The sequence below is a fragment of the Leucobacter salsicius M1-8 genome (assembly GCF_000350525.1).
Classification (GTDB): domain Bacteria; phylum Actinomycetota; class Actinomycetes; order Actinomycetales; family Microbacteriaceae; genus Leucobacter; species Leucobacter salsicius.
Window position 1 is genome coordinate 35,498 of record NZ_AOCN01000024.1, and the last position, 20,513, is coordinate 56,010.

Annotated in this window: 19 protein-coding genes; 11 read left to right on the forward strand and 8 right to left on the reverse strand. The window is 66.1% G+C overall.

Annotation, left to right across the window (positions count from 1 at the left end):
• Window positions 1–3 precede the first annotated feature (3 nt).
• The 5 genes from C795_RS15960 to C795_RS0111820 are packed head-to-tail and all read left to right on the forward strand — an operon-like array spanning window position 4 to window position 3,776.
• Window positions 4–312, forward strand: a complete 309-nt coding sequence (locus C795_RS15960) for an RNA-binding protein (RefSeq protein ID WP_017793960.1) — start codon at window positions 4–6, stop codon at window positions 310–312.
• Window positions 312–923, forward strand: a complete 612-nt coding sequence (gene rimM / locus C795_RS0111805) for a ribosome maturation factor RimM (RefSeq protein ID WP_017793961.1) — start codon at window positions 312–314, stop codon at window positions 921–923. The genes C795_RS15960 and rimM overlap by 1 nt, the downstream gene beginning before the upstream one ends.
• The gene (gene trmD, locus C795_RS0111810; RefSeq protein WP_017793962.1) at window positions 920–1,672 is read left to right on the forward strand and encodes a tRNA (guanosine(37)-N1)-methyltransferase TrmD; all 753 of its coding nucleotides are present in this window, start codon (window positions 920–922) and stop codon (window positions 1,670–1,672) included. The genes rimM and trmD overlap by 4 nt, the downstream gene beginning before the upstream one ends.
• Window positions 1,673–1,692: 20 nt before the next feature.
• Window positions 1,693–3,024 carry a Mur ligase family protein gene (locus C795_RS0111815; RefSeq protein ID WP_017793963.1) on the forward strand — a complete coding sequence of 444 codons (1,332 nt, stop codon included), beginning with the start codon at window positions 1,693–1,695 and terminating at the stop codon, window positions 3,022–3,024.
• Complete coding sequence (locus C795_RS0111820) at window positions 3,021–3,776, forward strand: type 1 glutamine amidotransferase (protein ID WP_017793964.1); 756 nt, start codon at window positions 3,021–3,023, stop codon at window positions 3,774–3,776. Before C795_RS0111815 ends, C795_RS0111820 begins: the two co-directional genes overlap by 4 nt.
• A gap of 12 nt (window positions 3,777–3,788) precedes the next feature.
• On the opposite strand, the gene C795_RS0111825 is transcribed toward C795_RS0111820, so the two are convergent.
• Both C795_RS0111825 and C795_RS0111830 read right to left on the reverse strand, forming a co-directional pair.
• The gene (locus C795_RS0111825; RefSeq protein WP_017793965.1) at window positions 3,789–4,850 is read right to left on the reverse strand and encodes an FUSC family protein; all 1,062 of its coding nucleotides are present in this window, start codon (window positions 4,848–4,850) and stop codon (window positions 3,789–3,791) included.
• Complete coding sequence (locus C795_RS0111830) at window positions 4,847–5,836, reverse strand: App1 family protein (RefSeq protein WP_017793966.1); 990 nt, start codon at window positions 5,834–5,836, stop codon at window positions 4,847–4,849. The genes C795_RS0111825 and C795_RS0111830 overlap by 4 nt, the downstream gene beginning before the upstream one ends.
• 372 nt (window positions 5,837–6,208) lie before the next feature.
• Between C795_RS0111830 and C795_RS0111835 the strand changes: the two genes are divergently transcribed.
• From C795_RS0111835 to cydC, 4 genes are read left to right on the forward strand one after another with little or no spacing between them, the layout of a single operon-like run.
• Entirely contained in the window at window positions 6,209–7,651 is a 1,443-nt protein-coding gene (locus tag C795_RS0111835; RefSeq protein WP_198008472.1) for a cytochrome ubiquinol oxidase subunit I, read from the forward strand.
• An 18-nt stretch (window positions 7,652–7,669) separates the two neighbouring features.
• Entirely contained in the window at window positions 7,670–8,719 is a 1,050-nt protein-coding gene (cydB, locus tag C795_RS0111840; RefSeq protein WP_017793968.1) for a cytochrome d ubiquinol oxidase subunit II, read from the forward strand.
• Between the two features lie 4 nt (window positions 8,720–8,723).
• On the forward strand, window positions 8,724–10,433 hold the full coding sequence (gene cydD / locus C795_RS15965; protein WP_017793969.1) for a thiol reductant ABC exporter subunit CydD: 1,710 nt from the start codon (window positions 8,724–8,726) through the stop codon (window positions 10,431–10,433).
• Window positions 10,430–12,118 carry a thiol reductant ABC exporter subunit CydC gene (cydC, locus tag C795_RS0111850; RefSeq protein ID WP_017793970.1) on the forward strand — a complete coding sequence of 563 codons (1,689 nt, stop codon included), beginning with the start codon at window positions 10,430–10,432 and terminating at the stop codon, window positions 12,116–12,118. Before cydD ends, cydC begins: the two co-directional genes overlap by 4 nt.
• Window positions 12,119–12,185: 67 nt before the next feature.
• Here cydC and C795_RS0111855 read toward each other — a convergent pair whose 3' ends face one another.
• Window positions 12,186–12,374 carry a hypothetical protein gene (locus C795_RS0111855; protein WP_017793971.1) on the reverse strand — a complete coding sequence of 63 codons (189 nt, stop codon included), beginning with the start codon at window positions 12,372–12,374 and terminating at the stop codon, window positions 12,186–12,188.
• A 560-nt stretch (window positions 12,375–12,934) separates the two neighbouring features.
• Here C795_RS0111855 and C795_RS16325 point away from each other — a divergent pair.
• Window positions 12,935–13,900: a low temperature requirement protein A gene (locus C795_RS16325; RefSeq protein ID WP_017793972.1), complete on the forward strand. Its 966-nt coding sequence runs from the start codon at window positions 12,935–12,937 to the stop codon at window positions 13,898–13,900.
• Between the two features lie 491 nt (window positions 13,901–14,391).
• On the opposite strand, the gene C795_RS0111870 is transcribed toward C795_RS16325, so the two are convergent.
• From C795_RS0111870 to C795_RS0111885, 4 genes are read right to left on the reverse strand one after another with little or no spacing between them, the layout of a single operon-like run.
• On the reverse strand, window positions 14,392–15,030 hold the full coding sequence (locus tag C795_RS0111870; protein ID WP_017793974.1) for a response regulator transcription factor: 639 nt from the start codon (window positions 15,028–15,030) through the stop codon (window positions 14,392–14,394).
• Window positions 15,027–15,440, reverse strand: a complete 414-nt coding sequence (locus tag C795_RS0111875; RefSeq protein ID WP_017793975.1) for a sensor histidine kinase — start codon at window positions 15,438–15,440, stop codon at window positions 15,027–15,029. Before C795_RS0111875 ends, C795_RS0111870 begins: the two co-directional genes overlap by 4 nt.
• Before the next feature lie 60 nt (window positions 15,441–15,500).
• Window positions 15,501–16,841 (reverse strand): hypothetical protein, encoded by a 1,341-nt coding sequence (locus C795_RS0111880; RefSeq protein ID WP_017793976.1) that lies wholly within the window; start codon window positions 16,839–16,841, stop codon window positions 15,501–15,503.
• 53 nt (window positions 16,842–16,894) lie between these two features.
• Entirely contained in the window at window positions 16,895–17,569 is a 675-nt protein-coding gene (locus C795_RS0111885; protein WP_017793977.1) for a hypothetical protein, read from the reverse strand.
• Between the two features lie 217 nt (window positions 17,570–17,786).
• Here C795_RS0111885 and C795_RS0111890 point away from each other — a divergent pair, with 217 nt between their 5' ends.
• Window positions 17,787–19,637 (forward strand): chymotrypsin family serine protease, encoded by a 1,851-nt coding sequence (locus C795_RS0111890; RefSeq protein WP_017793978.1) that lies wholly within the window; start codon window positions 17,787–17,789, stop codon window positions 19,635–19,637.
• A 68-nt stretch (window positions 19,638–19,705) separates the two neighbouring features.
• Here the strand turns inward: C795_RS0111890 and C795_RS0111895 are convergent, their stop codons facing one another.
• Complete coding sequence (locus tag C795_RS0111895) at window positions 19,706–20,473, reverse strand: aminotransferase class IV (protein ID WP_017793979.1); 768 nt, start codon at window positions 20,471–20,473, stop codon at window positions 19,706–19,708.
• Between the last annotated feature and the right edge of the window lie 40 nt (window positions 20,474–20,513).

Sequence of the window (20,513 nt, forward strand, 5' to 3'; positions counted from 1 at the left end):
TCCATGGCTGAACAGGCGCTGGCTGAAGCGCTCGACCACCTGGTGCGCGGTATTTCCGCGCACCCCGATCAGGTGCGCGTGGATTCACGCGACACCGGTCGCGGCGAGGTCCTCGAGGTGCGCGTGCACCCGAACGACCTCGGTCGCGTGATCGGCCGTGGCGGGCGCACCGCATCTTCGCTGCGCACGGTCGTCTCTGCCCTGTCAGAGGCTGGCCGCGTGCGCGTCGACGTGATCGACACTGATGTGGCTGGTTCCGGTGCGACGAGCACCGGTGCGACCACTACCGACGCAGTCGAGGGCGGCGCCTGATGGCCGACGCTTCCGGGCGTGCGCAAGCTCCCCGCCCCGCTAGCGGGGCGGGGAGCTTGCGCGTTGGCCGACTCACCAAGCCCCACGGACTGAAGGGCGGCGTCAAGCTCGAGCTCTTCACCGACAACCCTGCGCTCCGGTTTGTGCCTGGCGCGCAGTTCCACCTCCAGGTGCCCGCGGACTCAGAGTGGTTCGGGCGCACCATCACGATGCGCGAGCTGCGCTGGTTCAACGAGTCACCCGTCGGTTTCTTCGCCGAGGTGCCCGACCGTAACGCGGCCGAGAGCATCGTGCGCGCGATCCTGTGGATCGATGAGCAGGCCGTCGACGAAGGCGAAGAGGACAACGCCTGGTACGACCACCAGCTCGTCGGACTCGACGTCGTGCGCGAAACCGAGGCCGGGCCTGAGGTCCTGGGCAAGGTTGCCGAAGTGCGACACTTCCCGGCGCAGGATCTTCTCGTCATCACGACCCCCACCGGCACCGTGCTCGTGCCCTTCGTCGAGGCGATCGTGCCGAGCGTCGACATCGAAGCTGGCATCGTGCACGTCACCCCGCCCGTTGGCCTGTTCGATGAGGACGAGGCTGAGGTCGCGAGGGGCGACGAGTGAGGATCGACGTCGTCTCGATCTTTCCCGGATACTTCGACGCGCTCGAGCTGTCATTGCTCGGCAAGGCGAAAGACAAGGGACTGATTGACCTACGGGTACATGACCTGCGCGACCACGCGCATGACAAGCACCGCAAGGTCGACGACACGCCCGCTGGCGGCGGCGCCGGCATGGTGATGAAGCCCGAGCCCTGGGGCGAGGCACTCGACGGGATTCTCGCGAGCGCGGCCGATGAGGCGCCGGGTGCTGATCCGGATCCGCTCATCATTTTCCCGTCACCCGCCGGTGACGTGTTTAACCAGCGCATGGCCCGCGAGCTCGCGCATGAGTCGCATCTCGTGTTCGGGTGCGGTCGCTACGAGGGCATCGACCACCGCGTGTTTGACGAGTACTCGGCCCGCGGTCGCGTACGCCTCGTCAGCATCGGCGACTATGTGCTCAATGGCGGCGAGGTGGCGTCGATCGCGATGATCGAGGCGATCGGTCGTTTGGTGCCCGGTGTCGTCGGCAACCCGCTGAGCCTCGTGGAGGAGTCGCACGAGGAGGACGGTCTGCTCGAGTACCCGAGCTACACCAAGCCCGCCTCGTGGCGCGATCGCGAAGTCCCCCCGGTACTCCTGGGTGGCAATCACGCCCACATCGAGAAGTGGCGGCACGAGCAGCGCATCGAGCGGACACGCCAGGTGCGCCCGGATCTGCTGCCCCGAGAACTGCGCGGCGAGTCGCGTGGTCGGCACGCCGCCGACTAACGCGCCACTAGGCTTGACGCATGCGTGATGTGATTTCGGCCGCCGTCGGCAAGGCTGTGCGCCAGGTGGCGCGGCTGCGCGGCGGCGGCTCGGCCCTCCCCGGTCTTGTCGTCGAGAAGATTGACCCCGGCTACCTGGGGCGTGTGCTCGGTCGCCTGCCCTACGGGGTCGTGGCGGTCAGCGGCACCAACGGTAAGACGACGACCACGAAGATGATCGTTGAGATGTTGGAGGCGCGCGGCCTACGCGTGTTCACCAACAAGACCGGGTCAAATTTCTCGCGCGGTGTCGTTGCTGCCGCAATCCAGGAGAGCTCCATGCGAGGTCACCTGGATGCCGACGTCGCCGTGCTTGAGCTCGACGAGGCGCACGCAATGTACTTCATTGATCGCGTGCCCCCTCGATTTACGCTGCTGCTCAACGTATTGCGCGATCAGCTCGACCGCTTCGGTGAGATCGACACGACGGCCCAGTACCTGCAGCGCATCGCTGATGCGACCACCGCGGGCCTCGTCGTGAACCGTGAGGATCGCCTCGTTGCGGCCATCGGGGAACGCACACGCGAGCGCGGGGGAGCGACGAGTTCGCCCGACGTGCGCGCATTCGGGCTGGCCCCCGATCTGCTCGCCACCTTTCCGAGTGACGAAGACTTTCATGCCGGGGAGGTGTCGGTGGCGATTTCCAACCGCCCCGCTGACGTCACCCTGGTGAAGCTGGGCGACCACGAAGCCACATTCGAGATAGACGGCGAGGCGCACCAGACGGCGCTCAAGCTAGAGGGGCTGTACAACACCTTCAACGCCGCAGCAGCGCTGGCCACCGTACGCATGGTGCTTGCGGCGGGTCCGCAGGCCGGTCATCACGCACACCGTGAGCCCTCGGCTGACAGCGCCGCGCTCGTCGAAGCCCTCGCTCAGGTGCGCCCCGCGTTCGGTCGCGGCGAGCAGCTCACGCTCGACGAGCAGCCCCTCGAGCTGGTGCTCGTGAAGAACCCCGCCGGCTTCCGGCTCGGCCTGGCCTCGTTTGAGGCGGAGGGCGTCGCGACCATGATCGCGATCAATGACCAGTACGCCGACGGTCGCGACATGTCGTGGCTGTGGGACGTCGACTTCTCGTCGCTCGCGGGCGCGGGGGTGGACACGGTCTCTGGCACGCGGGCGTGGGACATGGCGCTGCGGCTCGAGCACGATGACGTGGCCACGAGCCTCGTCGAAGAGGATCTCGGCCAGGCGCTTGCGGCGTTCCGCGAGCGCACTCCCGGCCAGCCGCGTCGAATCTATTGCACCTATACCGCCATGCTCGAGCTGCGCCGCGCGCTCGCGCTCGTTACCGACGTGGAGGACATCTGGTGACCGACGTACACGAGGCGACCAAGGTTGCCGGCTCAACGCGCGAGCTCGTCATTCTCTCGCTCTACCCGCGAGACATGAACATTTATGGCGACCGCGGCAACGTGCTGGCGCTGACGCGTCGCGCCCGCGCACACGGTTATGACCCCGTCGTGATCGACCTGAACCCAGGCGATCCCATGCCCGCGCACGTCGATGTCGTCATCGGCGGCGGCGGGCAGGACTCGGGCCAGGGCCGGGTCGCCGCAGACCTGCTGGACCGCAAGGCCGACTTTCACGCCCTCGCAGAGGTGGGCACGCCCATGCTGCTCGTCTGCGGCCTGTACCAGCTCTTCGGGCACCGATTCATCACCCACACGGGCGAGACGCTCGAGGGTATTGGGGTGCTCGACGTCGAGACCCGGGGTGGTTCGGACCGCATGATCGGCAACATCGTGCTCGAATCCGACGATCTCGGCGAGATTATCGGCTACGAGAACCACAGCGGCAATACGACGCTCGGGCCCGGATCGCGGCCACTGGGGCGCGTGCTCCAGGGCGCCGGCAACAACCCGACCTCGGGTGAGGAGGGCGCGCGCACGCGCAACGTGATCGGCACGTACCTGCACGGCTCACTGCTGCCCAAGAACCCGGCCGTCATCGACTTCTTGATCGGCGAGGCCGCGAAGGCACGGTACGGCACCTTCGCGCCGTCGGTGGAAGTCAGCGAAACAGTTACCCGGGCGCGGGCGAGCGCCAAGCGCCGCCCGCGGTAGTGCGCGATCGCGCTATTCGATCTCGCCGGTGATCCGGCCCCGCACACGCCGCAGATCCTCCATCAGTGAGCCCACGAGCACCCAGTGCTCGGGGCTGGGCTGCGGGATCGTGTAGGGCGCGGTCAAGGCGGGCGGCTCGGAGGTGTTGGGCTCCTCCGAGTGGGCCAGGCGGGCCAGATCGTGCGCCGCGCGACGCATCTCGTCGGCCATGCCGTGAACGGTCGGGTCGGAGGCCAGATCAGGGGAGTAGAGATCGGTGAGTGCGCGAGCCATGCCGATCACCTGGGTGACGATGGGCTGGAGCCGCTGGAACTGCCGGTCGTCCTCTTCGAGCGCCTCGCGGTAGCGGCGGCTGCGCGGATTGAAGCGCAGGCTGTCGCGGGCCTGCCGCAGCAACTGGTGCACCCGGGTACGCTCGGCCTGCAGTGCCCGCGCATCGGCGAGCATCTGGGCGAGCCACTCGGAATCGCGGGGCGTGGTGAGGCCGTCTGCGATCTCCTCGAGCACGAGCGCGGCATCGTCCGTGAGCATGACGATCGCCTCGTGCATCGACGAGTTGCGCACGGGAGCCACGACGAGGGCATTGATGAGCACGCCGATGGCGGCCCCGATCGCGGTCTCGACGAGCCGTTCAACGCCATAGTGCAGCTGGAGGCCGCCCAGCGCGATCATGAGCAGCGCGCTGATTGCGACCTGGTTCGCGGAGGCGGGAGTCATCCGCAGCAGCCATCCGACGGCCATTGCCGCGGGAATCGCGGCAATGAACAGCCACGACTGGTCCCCAAACAGCGATCCGGCACCGATCGCTACTGACACCCCGATCAGCACGCCGACGACGCGCTCGAGGCCCTTCGTGAGCGACTGATCGACGTTGTCCTGCATCACGAGCAGGGCAGCGATCGCGCCAAAGATGGGCATCTGCTCGGTGAAGATTGCCGCGCACACGAACCAGGTGATGATCGAGGCCGCCGCGCCCTTGAGGAGCTGGAACCAGGAGGGCCGCACCTTGACGGTAAAACGGCCGGTCAGATCGCGCTCGAACCTGCGCCACGGGCGAGAGACCGGGCTGCTCACAGCAAGCCGAGCTTTCGCAGCTCCTCACGCAGCGTCGCACCGTCGGGGCCGTAGACCCAGGGCACGCCGCTCGTGGTTCGGTTGACGCGCGCCTTCGAACGGCCGCCGGCGAGCACCGCTTGGCCGACCGAGAGCTGGCGAATGAGCACCGCCGCGACGTTCTGGGGGTGCGACGTGGCGAACTCGTGGTACAACAGTTCATCGTTCTGGCCGTCGTCGCCGATGAGGATCCAGCGCATGTCGGGGAACTCGCGCGCAATGCGCTGCAGCTCGCGCCGCTTGTGCTCCTTGCCGCTGCGAAACCAGCGGTCGTGGGTTGGCCCCCAGTCGGTAAGCAACAGCGGCCCCATCGGGTACAGGTTGCGGGCGAGGAATCGGCTCAGGGCAGGGGCGGCGTTCCAGGCGCCCGTGGAGAGATAGATGACCGGGCTCCCGGGGTGGTGCGCGGTGATGTGGTCGAGCATCACGGCCATGCCGGGGGTGGCGCTTCTCGCGTGCTCGTCGAGCACGAAGCTGTTCCACGCGGCCACGAACGGCTTGGGGAGCGCGGTCATGAGGATGGTGTCGTCGACGTCAGAGATCACGCCGAGGGAGGCCTGTGGGTCAACGATCTTCACCGGCGCGTGCGCCGCTTCACTGTCGCCGGCCTGCATGGTGACGGTGTGCCAGCCTGCAGAGAGCGACACCGGAACGATGGAATCGATCACGCCGCCGCGATCTGCAACGACCTCGGCGACGGGGACGCCATCGACCAGAACCTGCACGGGCTGGTGCGGCACCGAGAGGCTCGTGAAGGTGCGCCAGCCGCGCACCCGCGACACCGCGGCGACATCGGGGCGAAACCTCGTGTGCTCCCGGCTGTCTGGGCGAAGGTAGAGTACCCGCCCCAGAACGCGCACCCATTCGGTCGTGCCGTACCCGATGTAAGGAATCACCGCGGGAGTCTTGCCCTTGGCCACGGCGCGCTTGGCGCGGCGCGCGTGCATCCAGTCCTCGAGCCGAGCTGCGAGGCGTGGGCGGGAGTCCGGCGGGGTGTTCTCTGTCACCAGGCCAGTCTACGCGGTGGCAACCGACTGTTCGCCGAAACGATATCCCCGCCGACTTGGCGACACCTGTTCGCTAGTGGTTCATTGGGATCGCGGAGCTTCCTCCATGCGGGCGCATGTGTCGAGATTTCTCGGCGTCGAGTGAAATCTCTCTTGACGTCGAATGTAAGTCGCGCCTGACCTGGTAAATCAATAGAATTTGAGCACCGGCCACCGGTCGGTGCTCCGGCGAGAATGATATCTCGTGGCGGATCTCACTAAGGGAGTGAATGGTCCTTTAGTGGATCTATCCCTTGCACTGTGGAGCACTACATGATTGAGAACCTAGACGCGTTAGCCCTAGCGCGCTGGCAATTCGGGCTGACCACGCTGTACCACTTCATCTTCGTGCCGCTTACCGTTGGTATGGCCCTGATCGTCGCAATTCTGCAGACCACCTGGGTCAAGACGGGTAACGCCAAGTACCTGCGCCTCACGAAGCTGTTTGGCAAGATCTTCCTCATCAACTTCGCGATGGGTGTCGTCACCGGCATCGTGCAAGAGTTCCAGTTCGGTATGAACTGGTCAAACTACTCGCGCTTCGTCGGAGACATCTTCGGCGCACCGCTCGCGATGGAGGGGCTCATTGCCTTCTTCTTTGAAGCGACGTTTATCGGCCTGTGGATCTTCGGCTGGGACAAGCTGCCCAAGAAGGTGCACGCCGCCACCATCTGGATGGTCTGGCTCGGCACAGTGATGTCGGCCTACTTCATCCTGGCCGCGAACGCCTTCATGCAGAACCCGGTCGGCTACGAACTGAATGAGGAGAAGGGGCGAGCCGAGCTCACGAGCATCGTTGACGTACTGCTCAACCCCGTCGCGCTCACGCAGTTTCCCCACACCATCTTCGCGGCGATCATGTTCGCCGGCACCGTCATGGTCGCCGTCGCAGCATGGCACCTCAAGCGCAACCAGTTTGTCGATGAAATGCGCACGACGCTACGATTTGGCGCGGTCGCCAACATCCTCGCGTTCATGGGCGTGGGCCTCTCCGGCCACTCGCTCGGCGTCGTGATGAGCCAGACGCAGCCCATGAAGATGGCTGCGGCCGAGGCCATGTATGACACGGCCACCGGACGGGACGCCTCGTTCTCGCTGTTCAGCCTCGGCACCCCCGACGGCGCGCACGAGATCTTCTCGGTACGCATTCCGTACCTCGCCTCCGTGCTCGCCACGAACTCGTTCGACGGCACCGTCGAGGGCATTCGCGACCTGCAGGCCGAGTACACGGCGATGTACTGTGGATCACCCGATTCGCTGCTCACCTGCCCGACCGACGGACAGTTCGCGCCCATCATCTGGGTCACCTACTGGGCCTTCCGTTGGATGATCGGCCTCGGTGCGGTCGCCGCCCTCGTCTCGCTCGTTGGCCTGTGGATCACGCGCAAAAACACGAAGCTGCCGAAGTGGGTCTGGACGGTCGCGCTCTGGACCGCCCCGCTGCCGATGCTCGCATCGCTGGTCGGCTGGATCTTCACCGAGATGGGCCGTCAGCCCTGGATCGTGTTTGGGGTGATGACGACCGAACAAGGGGTGTCGCCGGGAGTCCCGGCGTGGGCGGTGCTCGTATCGCTCGCGGTGTTCACCCTCGTTTACGGCGCGCTCGCGGTCGTCGAATTCAAGCTCATCGCCAAAGCCGCAAAGGAAGGCCCGCCCGAGCTCGAACTCGATGAACACGGCGAAGTCGACCACACGGCCGCCGCAACGGTCTACTAGGAAGGAAGAACCAACACCATGGACCTCACAACCGTCTGGTTTCTCATTGTCGGCGTCTTCCTCATCGGGTACTTCGTGCTCGACGGCTTCGACTTCGGCGTCGGCATGTCCCTGCCGTTCCTCGGCAAGAACAACACTGACCGCCGCATCCTCATCAACACGATTGGCCCGGTCTGGGACCTCAACGAGACCTGGCTCATCGTCGCCGGCGCCGCGATCTTTGCGGCGTTCCCCGAGTGGTATGCCACGATGTTCTCGGGCTTTTACCTCGCCCTGTTGCTGATCCTCGTCGCCCTTATTCTGCGTGGTGTCTCGTTCGAGTACCGCCACCTGGGCAAGGGTCAGAAGTGGACCCGCTGGTTTGACCAGTTCATCTTCTGGGGCTCGGTACTGCCCCCGTTCCTGTGGGGCGTCGCGTTTGCGAATCTCGCGCAGGGCGTTCCCATCTCCCCGATGGAACAGGGCGGCTGGATCTACGAGGGCACGCTCCTCACGCTGCTCAACCCCTACGCGCTGCTCGGGGGTCTCGCCGTGATGCTGCTCTGTTTCACCCACGGTCTCGTGTTCGTGGCGCTGAAGACGACGGGGGAGATGCGCGAGAACGCTCGTTCGCTCGCTACAAAGGCCGGAGTCGTCACGATCGTGGTCGGTGCGCTGTTCCTGGTTTGGACGATCATGCAGCACGCCGGCAGCGATCAGATACCGCTGATCATTGCCTGCTCCGCGGTCGCGGCAGTCGCGCTGATTGCCGCGTGGGTTGCCAACCTGCGAGGCCGCGAGGGCTGGGCCTTTACCGGCAACACGGTCGCGATCGCGTTCGTGCTGCTCGCGATCTTCATGGCACTGTTCCCGAACGTGATGCACTCGAGCATCGATCCGGCATACTCAATGTCGATCAAGGGCGCTGCGAGCTCGCAGATGACGCTCGAGCTGATGACCTGGGTTGCGGTGTTCACGATGCCGCTCGTCATCGCCTACCAGGCGTGGACGTACTGGGTGTTCCGCAAGCGCATCACGCACGCTTCGATTCCGGCGGAGCACGCCTCCGAAGAAGCCACGGCACACTAGCGCCATGAAGCCGCTCGATCCGCGCCTCCTGCGCCATGCCTCCGCCGCGCGCCGTGTGCTCGCGCTCGGCGGGGGCCTCGGCCTCCTGCGCACCCTCGCAACCGTCGCCTGGTGTTGGTTCCTCGCGAACGCCCTCACGGTGGTCGCGTTGCCGGTGCTCGCGGGGGCCGGGGGAGGCGCGGGTCGAATTGGTGAGAATGCTCCGGATCCGGGCCAGCTCACCTCGCTCGTCGCCGGTGCCGCGGCCGCGTTCGTTGTGCGCGCGGTCGCGGGCTGGGCGATGGATGTCACCGCGGCCCGCGGCGCCGTGCGCGCGAAGGAACAGCTGCGCGCAGCGGCGCTCGATGCGCTCGACAGGGCCGCACTACACGGGGTGGCATCGAATGGTGCGGTACCTGCCGCCGAGACGACCACGATTTTAGGCCGCGGGCTCGACGCTCTTGACGGCTACTTCTCTGGCTACCTGCCGCAGCTGATTCTCGCGGTCGTGGCGACGCCGGTGCTCGTCGTGGCCATCCTGCTCGCTGATCCGGTCAGCGGCATTACCGTGCTCATCGTGTTTCCCGTGATTCCCATGTTTATGGTGCTCATCGGCCTCGCGACCAAGACTGTGCAGGATCGCCAGTGGGCGCAGCTGCGGAGGCTCTCGGGATCGTTCCTTGACGCGGTCGAGGGGCTCTCTACTCTTAAGATTTTTCGCCGGGAGTACCGGCAGGCCGCCCGCATTGCGCGGGAGGCCGATGACTACCGCCTGCGCACCATGAAGGTGCTGCGCGTCACGTTTCTCTCGGGCTTCGTGCTCGATCTCGCGGGCACGTTCTCAATCGCGCTCGTGGCCGTTACGGTGGGCACCCGGCTCGTCGACGGCGCGTTCCCGCTCGCGCTCGGGCTCTTCGTGCTGTTGCTCGTGCCCGAGGCTTTCATTCCCATCAGGCAGGTGGGGGCGGCATTCCACGCCTCGACCGAGGGTCTCGCCGCCTCGAGCGATGTCTTCGACCTGATCGATGGCGCAGCTTCGGCCGACGCAGGCCAGGCTTCGCACGTCAGCGTGCGCGAGCGAAGCGAGTCGCCCGAGGCTTCCATCCTGGCCGTTGAAGCGGCCATGATCCGGCGCGGCGACCACATCGTCGCCGGTCCCGTCTCGCTGACCGCGGGGGCGGGGGAGTTCGTCGCCCTCGCGGGCCCGTCGGGCTCAGGCAAGTCGAGCCTGCTCGCCGCGGTGCTCGGGTTCGCCGAGGTCGCCTCGGGCCAGATCACCCGACCCGACACCGTCTCATGGGTGGGCCAAAAGCCCGACCTTGCACGGGGAACTATCGCCGAAAACGTGGCGTTGGGTGAGGAGACGCCCGATCCGGAGCTGGTATCGCGTGCCCTTGATGCCGCGCAGCTGAGCGGCATCGCCCCCGACGCTGCCCTGGGCGCCCTCGGCGCGGGGCTCTCGGGCGGTCAGGCGCAGCGCGTAGCGATCGCACGCGGGCTCTACAGGGCATGGGCGCGCAATGCACCACTGGTCTTGCTCGACGAGCCCACCTCGGCACTCGATGCCGGCACTGAGGCGCGCGTCATCAAGGCGTTGCGGGCCGAGGCCGACCGGGGCGTCGCGGTGGTCGTCGTGAGCCACCGCGCCGCGGTGCTCGCCGCCGCAGACCGTGTCGTCACATTGGCGGCCCCGCACTCCGAGACATCCGTGTTGGCAGACAGGACGGGCAAATGACCGCATCCGCTCAGAGCACCACCGTCGGCCGCGACCGGGTTATTACCCGCGCGCTGCCGCCCGCAATGCGCAATGCGATCGGTGTAACGTGGGGCACGCTCGCAGACCTGTGCGTCGTGGGGCTGCTGGGGCTCAGCATGTGGCTCATCGTGAGCGCGGCCGAGCAACCCCCGATTCTGCACCTCACGTTCGCGATCGTGGGGGTGCGCGCGCTCGCAATCGGGCGGGCCGCGCTGCGCTATGTGCACCGGTTGAACACGCACGATGCCGTGCTCACGCAGCTGGCTCCGTTGCGGGCCGAGACCTTTGAAGCGCTCGTACCGCGGGTACCGGGTGCGCTGCCCACGAACCGGCGGGGCGAGCTGCTCTCAGCGTTTGTTGATGACGTCGATCAGCTGCAGGACGAGGCGCTGCGCGTGCGCGGGCCGCTCGTGACGAGCGCGATTGTGGTGCTGCTGTCGGTGGCCGCGGTCGCACTGATTTCGCCGCTCTCGGCGCTCGTATTGGCCGCGTGTCTGGCCGTGTCGGGGTGTGCGGCCGTATGGCTCGCGACTCGCACCGCCGGCGAACACGATCGCCAGCTCAGCGAGGCGCGTGCGCGGCTTAGCGACGCGCTGCTCGAACGATTCACCCGCACTGAGACGCTCGCTGCATTTGGCGCGCTCGGCCAGGCGCGCGACTCGATCGCTGTAGCCGAGCGGGCACTGTCGCGCATTCAACGGGGGCGCGCAGCAGCCGCCGGGCGCACGGGTGCACTGCTCGCGTGTGGCTCGGGCGTGGCCACGCTCGCGATCCTGCTCATCGTTTCTGGCGCTTCGGGCGCGGGCATCACCGCGCCGCTGATGGCGGCCGTAACGGTGCTGCCCGCCGCCGTGTTTGAGATCTTCGCACAGGTGCCAGCGGCGCTGGTCGCCGCCCGCGCCGTGCGCTCGAGTGCTGACCGGATCGCGGGGCTGACCGAGGGTGAGCTGCCGGCAGAGCTCGTCGTCGAGGGTGCTAGTGCTGGCTCGGCTTCCGTAGCAACTGCCGGCATCGGTGAACAGATTGTCGACACGACGATCGAGCTGCACGGTGTGGCCGTACGCCATCCTGGTGCCTCGTCTGATGCGGTATCCGGGGTGTCGTTCACGCTGCGCCCGGGGGAGACCCTCATCGTGACGGGCGAGAGCGGGGCGGGCAAGAGTACGCTCGCGCTCGCGCTCACCCGCTTCCTCACCTATCGCGGCTCGTACCGTCTCGGCGGAGTCGAGGTGTCGAGCCTGCCCATTGAGTGGGTACGAGCGACCGTCGGCCTGTGTGAGCAGCAGCCGCATCTGTTCGACACTGACCTGCGCCAAAACCTAAAGTTTGCGCGCGACACCGCAAGCGATGAGGAGCTGCTTTCGGCGCTTGATCGGGTGGGGCTTCGTGAGTGGGCCGAAGCCCGCGGCGGGCTGGACGCGCCGATCGGCGAGCGCGGCGCGCTCGTATCGGGCGGCCAGACCCAGCGCATCGCGCTCGCGCGCGTGCTGCTTGCCGACTTCCCCGTGGTGGTGCTCGACGAGCCTACGGCGGGCGTCGACGGACCGCTCGCAGACACACTGCTGCACGACCTGCTGGGTGCCGTGCCCGCAGACCGCTCGGTGTTGCTGATCACGCACACCGAGGTGCCCGAAGGGCTTGGCGTCACAAAGCTCGCGCTGTAGGTTGGCTGGGTGGCTGGGTGGCTGGGTGGCTGGGTGGCCTGGCCTGGCCTGGCCTGGCCAGGCAATGCTATTCGACTGAGAACCAGAAGTCTGCGACGGTGTCAGCGTCACGAATCATCGCGACCTGCCAGCATCCCGGCTGATTGAAATTGATCCCCATGCCCCACTCGTCGTCAGGGCGGTCGTAGTTGCTGGTGCCTTCGTGAGGCTCGGGGCCCCAGCTGAGCGGCAGCAGCACTCCATTGGGATCGTGCACCTCAACCTGGAGGTCGCCTGCGCCGAGCGCAGCTCGTCATCATCAGCGCGATACCGAGTGATGTCGCCGCCCGGCGCGGTCTGACAATGCGCGCTCGTGTGTGCATCTGCAAGCCCACTCTCTGATCGCCCGTGATCTTGAACACAGACTAGGTCGTGAGTGGTATTGGTGTAACGGAAGATCCGGGTGGCGTTGAATGTTGGGTCGTAATAGCGGGGAACCAGGTTGCGAATCGGGCTGGCAGCGGCTGCGCTTGCGGGCCCGGCATCGGAGGGGGCAGAATCTGTCTGATAGTCGGGCCGCTCTGGGCGCGACCGCCTCACTTCCCTGGAAAGAACCCACATGACTGTTCCTCCGCGATTTCGCCTGGTGACCATGCGGCCACGGGATCCGAGCGAGCCAGGCCGCGTCTCTTCTTCGCTTGAGCTGTTCTTTGACCTGGTCTTCGCCATTGCGGTGAGCATCGCAGCAGCCGAGCTGCACGGATCTCTCTCCGGCGGTGACGTCTGGGGGGCCTCGCGAGCTATGCCTTCGTCTTCTTCGGGATCTGGTGGGCCTGGATGAACTTCACTTGGTTCTCCACCTCATTCGACACCGACGATTGGCTCTATCGGGTGCCGACGATTCTGCAGATGGGCGGCGTGCTGGTGCTCGCCTCAGGAATCGCTCCCGCATTTCAGGCACACGATTACACGGTTCTGGTCCTCGCGTATGTGGTGATGCGGTTGGCCCTGGTTGCGCAATGGCTGCGGGCCTCCCGCTCAGCGGGCATTGCGCGACGGGCGACCATTACCTACGCCATCGGCATTTTGGCGGTGCAGGTATTCTGGATCGCGGCTTTGCTGCTGCCGCCTCACCTGATGACGATCGCGATCGCGACATCGATCGTCGCAGAGCTTGCCGTGCCGGCCTTGGCCGAGCGTTCCGGATCAACACCCTGGCACGCGCAGCATATTACCGAGCGATACGGTCTACTCGCGTTGATCCTGCTCGGCCTGAGTCTGCTCGCCAGCACCAACGCAATCATCGATGCTCTGGGTGATGCACGGGTGCTCGGGCAGCTCATCGCCATCGCCGTACTGACACTGGTGACGACGGCTGCCCTTTGGTGGATCTATTTCTGGACACCGCACCACCACGCGATCGGGGGGTTGAGGAGCTCGCTCCTGTATGGCTACGGGCACTACTTCATCTTTGCTGCCGCCGGTGCGCTGTCGGCGGGCATTGAAGTGGAGATCGATGTGATCAGGGGAACGAGTGTGCTCACTGCCCCCTACGCGTCCTTCGCGTTTACCGTGCCGATCGCAGTCTTTCTGCTGGGCACCTGGCTGTTCGCAATGCGTCAGCGCGCAGACTGGGTCGTGAACACTGTCTTGCCCGCCTCCGGGATTCTGGTGCTTATCGACCCACTTATTCCCATCCCGTTTGCGCTCACGACGCTCATCCTTGCGGTGGTCGTTGCCGTGCTGGTGTGGCGGCCACCAGTTTCTCGGGGGAATCGTGAAATCGATAGTGACAAGGTGTAACTGTGAGGGGCTTGCTCACAAGTGCGTCTTCGATTCCCAGATCGGGGCGCGTCTCACCGCGTGAAATTTAGAGCTACCTGAGTCCTTGAATACGCCCAGATAGTGGCGGTTGTGAGCAGAAATCGGTCGGCCTAAACTGCCGCCCTCTCGTTCGACTGTCAGTCAGTTCATGGGAGAGCCGCGGTCATCAGCACATTCTTGCTGCTGGACACTTACGCGCTGGTGACGCTGATCAGCGCAAACCTCTTGAGTGCGCTCATCGGCTCGATCGGCCTGATGATCGCCTTCTACGGCGGCCTGACCGGGTATGCCTGCGTTTGGTCCTACCGCAAGATGATGACGTCGTCTGGCGAATCATGCGGCCCGAGTTCTTTAAGGTCGTCGCCCTACCCGAGGGATTCGACGAAGCAATGCTCGTGGAACAGGCCGTTGAGGTGGCCTCGACGGGAGAACACGACGCAAAGCACACACCCTAGGAGGTGAAACCGGGCCTAATGATCGCGCGCCACGCGAATGCGCATCGCGAGGTCGGCCCGGTTATCCGCACCGAGTTTGAGCGCGATCGTGGAAACATAGTTCGCGACCGTTTTTACAGAGAGGTTCAGTCGTGCGGCGATCATTGGGTTGGTGAGGCCACGGCCGACGAGGCCGGCGATCGTGCCTTCGCGCGGGGTGAGCCCAGGCAGCATGCTGGGCGACGGTGATATCGACGAGGTTTGGTGCTCTTGTCGCGCGAGGGCCCGGGGCACTCCCGGGCCGACCCACAGTGCACCAGCGGTCGCCGCATCGATCGCGGCCAGGATTTGTTCGGGTGTTGCCTGTTTTGTGGCGTAGGCGCTCGCTCCCGCTCGAAGTGCCCTCGCCACGGTGGCCTCGTCGTCGTGCAGCGTCACCACGACGACTCGGAGGTTGGGGTCCACTGCGGTGAGCATCTCCGTGGCCTCGATGCCTCCCATCTCGGGCATCGACAGATCCATGATCACGAGGTTGGGGTGTTCGCGCGCGACGACTTGAATCGCTTCGAGGCCGGAAGCGGCCTCGCCAACAACCTCGTGATTGTTCGCGCGGAGCAGTGCGATGAGCCCCTTGCGGAACAGCGGGTGGTCGTCGACGAGGACAATGCGGGTCATGTCGTGCCTTCCTGGATGCTGCCCAGCGGCAGCCAGACCCGCAGCCGAGTGCCCCCGCCAGCGGGAGAGTCAAACTCGGCCTCGCCGCCCAGCTCGTTTGCGCGGTCTCGGATGGACCGCATGCCCATTCCTGAAGGCGAGGCGAGATGAACACCGACTCCGTCGTCGATGACGGTGATCTGCAGGGCGCCATCGATGTCATTGACGCCATCAACGCGGTCGATCGCGACGATACATTGCGTTGCTTGAGCATGGCGTCGCACATTGGTAATCGCCTCTTGGATGATGCGCAATGCAGCGAGGTCGACGGCCGCCGGGAGCACGCCGAGATTCGAGATACGGAAGTCGAGGTCGGATGTATCACCGAGGCGGGCCCGAATTGCGGCTACCAGCCCGTGGTCGTCGAGCACCGCGGGGCGGAGGCCATGCGAAATCTCCCGCGCCCGCTCGAGGGAGGCCTGGATGTCCTCCTACAGCTCCTGGGCTGTGTTCGAAAGTGCCGGATCAATGTAGGCCGCCCGGTGTGCAATCGCGGCGGCGCTGAGGGCAAGGCCCGAGAGCGCAGACCCGAGGTCATCGTGGAGTTCGCGGCGCAGGGTGCGGCGCTCCTCTTCGCGTGCGGTGATGAGCGCGGTCTGTGCCCGAGTCGCGGCCTTGAGTGCCTCGGCCTCGGCGAGGGCCGGGGCCGCATGCTGCGCGAGCGCGGCAATCACGGCCCGGTCACGGGGCGTGAGTTCGGACTCACCGAGTCTCGGAGCGACGTGCATCGTTGCGATCTGCAGGCCTCGAAAGACCAGCGGAAATGAGGAATCGGTGGCTGCGGTGGCCTCTTGATCCGGATCGTGAGCATGCTGCGTATCGAGGGTGACGGTGGCGGCGCCGGTGGCGCCCCGCACCGCGGCCTGAATGCGATCGGCCACGGGCAGTGGATCGTCACGTGTAAGCATCCAGCTGAGTCGAGCGACAGCGGCTGACGGGGTGAGGCGGTCGCGGAATACTAGCCATCCGGCAGCCCGAGTCGCCCCTCGAATGACCGGGTACGCGAGAATCGTGCTCGCAAGCCCGGCCCACCGCGCGGCCGCGACGTGAGAGGCCCCCGCCTGGCTTGCGAGCCACCCGGCTGCGGTGGCGATTGCGGCGAGCGCCCAACCCGCCAGGAGTACGAGAACGACAGCCCGAAACACGATATCGACGTTCCAGAGGCGCGGGGCCGTGCACGCGATCACGAGTCCCAGCGCGAGCGGAAGCCCGGCGAGGTTTGCTTCCGCGATCTCGCGCTCGCCGGGGCCGCCGATCTCTCCGACGGTGACCTGGATCAGGGCGAAGGCTGAGGCGGTCATCAGTAGTCCGAGCAGAATCCAGCGCAGGCGCTCCCGCTCCAGTGTGGTCGCGCTGCGTCGATACCGAATTACCATGCAAGCCCCGCTTGCGACGATCAGGAGTGCTGCCCCCGCGCCCCACCAGGGGGAGTCCCTAAGCGCGAATCCGGTTGCCGCGTCAGCTCCTACCGCGAGGGCAGCGACGACGGCGAGGGGGAACGACCAGCGGGGGTCAAAGCGGGCATCGGGAAACGTCGCGGCAAACAGCGGGAGGCAGACGAACCACGGTGCGGTGACCAGCCCTACCTGCCATGCGGGGAGATCGTTCGAGAACCACGTGGACGCCGCCATTACTAGCAAGAGCACTGCCCCGGCGATGGCGGGAACGACGGCGATCGATCGTCGGACGGCGGCAGCGACGATCAACATCGCACCGCCCACCCCAATGACGAGGTGGGCGAGGCGGCTTGCGACAAGCAGCGCCTCGTCCATGGATTGATTCTCCCTGAATCTCGCTCATCTGACTAGAAATTCAGGACGAGCGTCTACGGGATCAGCCCGACCACGACGAGGTTCATTCCGGTGAGGAGCCCCGTCGCGGCTCCGGGAATCGCAATGAGTGCTGCCGCGATCGTGATCGTGATGGCAACGCCCCGGCCGATCATCCCGTCCCGCCGACCGGTGCGGGCAAGGACGACGAGCCAGGCAGCGAGGCCGAGGCACGCGGTGAGGCGGAGCGCTTCGTGTATGACCATGAAGCTCTGCTGCGCGAGCCATCGAGTCCCCTCATCATCGACCGGGATCAGGGTGAGCGCAATGCCCGCGAGCCCGCCTCCGGTGAGCCGGATCGCGCCAGCCACGACCATCGCGGCCCCCGCCAGTAGCCCCAGCGCGCGGGCAGCCGCGACCGTGTACCGTCGCATCTCTGGCATCGGGCGGGCTGCCTCGGCGGCGTACACGGCCAGGCCGATCGCGCCACCGAACACGATCTCACCGATTCCGAGGAGATATGTGAAGGGGAGGCCGATCCTCCAGAATTCGGCGAGGGTTTGATCCGGATCCATGTTCGCCGGGTTGAGCAGCGTGGCGACAAACGCGATCGGCTCGATGAGCCAGACGAGTGTCGCCACCAGGGCGGCGCGGGAAGCGATCGTGAAGGCTCGTGATGTGCCGGACCGCACGGCAGCTTCTACGGAAGCATCCTGGACGTTGATATTCATGGCAACTCCTTTCGGGACATGCCGGCGGCGTTGTCGGCGCTTCAAGAATCGCTCCCACCTATCCCGGGAGGCCAGTGAGAGCCGATCACGAATGTCGTCGGGGTCATCGCCTCCGACGAGTATTCTGAATGAAGCACTCAGTGCAAGGTTGGCTCGGGTGCGATACGCTCCTGGTTGCGCCTCTAGGTGCAATCCGATGATCTAAGGAGATCACCCAATGGCCCCACTGGCCCCCAGGAGCCCGCTTGCGGCTCGACGTTCCCTTGCGCTGACGGCGGTCGCCGCGCTCTCGATGGGAAGCCTGTTCCTTACTCAGCCGGCGTTTGCCGAGGAAGTGGCTCCGGTCGAGCAAGCCGCAAGCGACGCCCCGTCCGCTGAGACTCTCGACGCGGTCGGCGCAGCGGAAGAAGCGGGGGCGGAGATCGTCGCATTCGGTGTCACGGCATCGGGTGAGGACGTCGTCGTTGTGACCGAGGACAGTATCGCCACACCAAAGGGTGAGGCCGCAGTAGAAATGTTTGCCGAATCCGCGGGAGCTGAAGCCGCGCGTGTGGTTACCGTCACCGAAGCTCCCATCGCGTTTGCTGCCAGTGATGTCGTAGGTGGCCAGGGCTACCTCGGGCTGGATTCAGCATTCGATGCGTTCTCCTGCTCGATTGGTTTCGCGGCCTGGAGCCCGACAGGTGATCCCGCGCTGCTGAGCGCGGGCCACTGCGCGCCGCTCGACAACATGGTGCTGTCGCAGCCGTCCCAGGACCCGGCGGTAGGAGGCCCCGGCTTCACGGTAGTGAGCGGTACGCCCAATTTGGGCACATTCGGTTTTTACCAGTTCGGGAGCACCGGCGGCGCGCCGGGACAGGCCGGCGACCTTGCGGCGACCGACATCTCGGTGATCACGATCGATCCGGCGTCGGGATACATTCCGCTCCCCGCGGTCACCAACTGGAGGTCAGCCGGCCCGAGCAACGACTCGCTCGCAGGTAGTGTGTTGCCGGTCATTGCTACCGGTCCTCCGGCGGCGGGGGAAGTCTCCAAGAGTGGACGCACGACAGGGTTCACGACCGGAACGCTCAACAGCGTCGACCATGTTGTCGATGGATGGGCGAACATTAGCGGGCGGTGGGTGCGGGGGTTCTCCAGTAACGTTCTGGCGGCGCCGGGTGACTCAGGAGGCGCTGTGCTCCGGGGTAATACCGCCATCGGTTTGATCAGTGGGGGCACTGTGGCCTCGCCCGGCGTGGATCAGTGGACTTGGTCGACGTCGCTGCTGCATGCTCTTCCCCAGACTGGCGGCTACGAAGTAGCCCTCGATCTCAATGCGCCCGTCGTTTCGAGCCCTGCTGCTGGCTCAAGCGTTGAAGCGGGTGCCGCCATTACGGGCACCGCTCCGGGGTCAGAGAGTGTCGAGATTGCGGGCGTTGGGGCGACATTCACTGTCCCCGTGACGAGCGGCGCGTTCAGTTTCCCCGCACCGGGAACGTCCGGTGATTTCACCTACAAGTTGACTGCGGTCAATGGTCACAGTACGTCGGGATTCACGAACTATGCGCTCACAGTGCTGGACGCGGTGCCAGAGCCGCCCGCAGCGCCGGCAGTGACGTCGATCGTCGCTGGCGACTCCTTCGCACACGATGCCGCACCGATGGGCGTAGCGGGCGCGGGTGTTACCGGCGCAGCCGTGACCGTTAAGCTCTCGGGTGCTGCAGCGGCCACGTACAGCGCGACGGTCGCGAACGAAGCCTGGGCCGTCGACTTTGGTGAACGCCTCGCCCCGGGCTCGTACGAACTCTCAGTGACCCAGGCCCTCGGCGGACGTGCGTCTGAGGCCACCGTCGTCGCGTTCACCGTTGCGGCTGCTCCGGCACCAGGCAATGCGGACGCTGATGCTGTCGACAACGGTGCCGAAACGGGGAGCGACGGCACGAAGCCGGCCGGCTCGAAGACCCGGCCAGCCCTGGCCCAGACGGGCGCCGATGCCTTCGCCCCGACATTCGGATCGATCGCGGCTCTCGCGGTGCTTGCCGGAGGTGCCGCGATGATCGCGGCACGTCGCCGCGCACGCAGCTAGCGACTGAATACAGCAGGCGGGCTCCCCAATCCAGGGAGCCCGCCTTTCGTGGTCGTAGCGCGAGCAGCCTAGGGGAATACGGCGCCCCACTCGCGATCGAGTGCGGCGCGGTACTGAGCAAGTCGATCCGGATCGGGCCGTGCGGACTCGAGGCCGTCGATGCTGACCACGGGACGGATGCCGTGCAACGCATTCACGGCCCACACCTCGAGCTTCGCGAGCTCGGCGGGAGTGCGGGACTCCGGGCACAGGGCGACGCCGATATCTTGCGCGATGTTCCGCATGAGGAGCTCGGTGATCGACGAGACGCGATCCTGAGAGGCGGCGTACCAGCCAGTACCGTCGGCCTTCCACCAGATCAGGCTGGTCGTGGTGCCCTCGACGGCCCGGCCGGCGTCGTCGAGCAGCAGCACCTCGCCCCCGAGCCGATGGGCGAGTTCTGCGTAGGCCGAGATGTTGGGCCCCTTGGTCTGGGGGGTCGGCTGGCCGAAGGGGCGTACTGCCGAGGTGAGAGAGATCTCGTGCCGCAACGGGGGACTCGGGCGAAGGGCGAGCGACAGCATCGCCCCGCCCGTGTCGCGCCACAGCTCAAGCCGCGGAAACCCCGCACCCGCGGCGGCAATACGCGGCAGGGCAGACGCACTGAAGTCATCTACCTCCTGAGGGGTGGGCCGAGAGTCGGGTGACGCGCTCGCCGCAGCCAGCGCCGACCCGCGAAACCGGGCCAGGTGGTGTGCCAACCCGCGCACCTCGGCGACACCGTCGTGCGCGCGCACCCGAAATGAGTCGGCCACGAGAAGAGTGCGCTCGGGCGAGGGCGTGTCGGTGAGTCCCATGCCCGCGAGCGTAGCAGTCGGGCTACACGCGCCAAGTCTG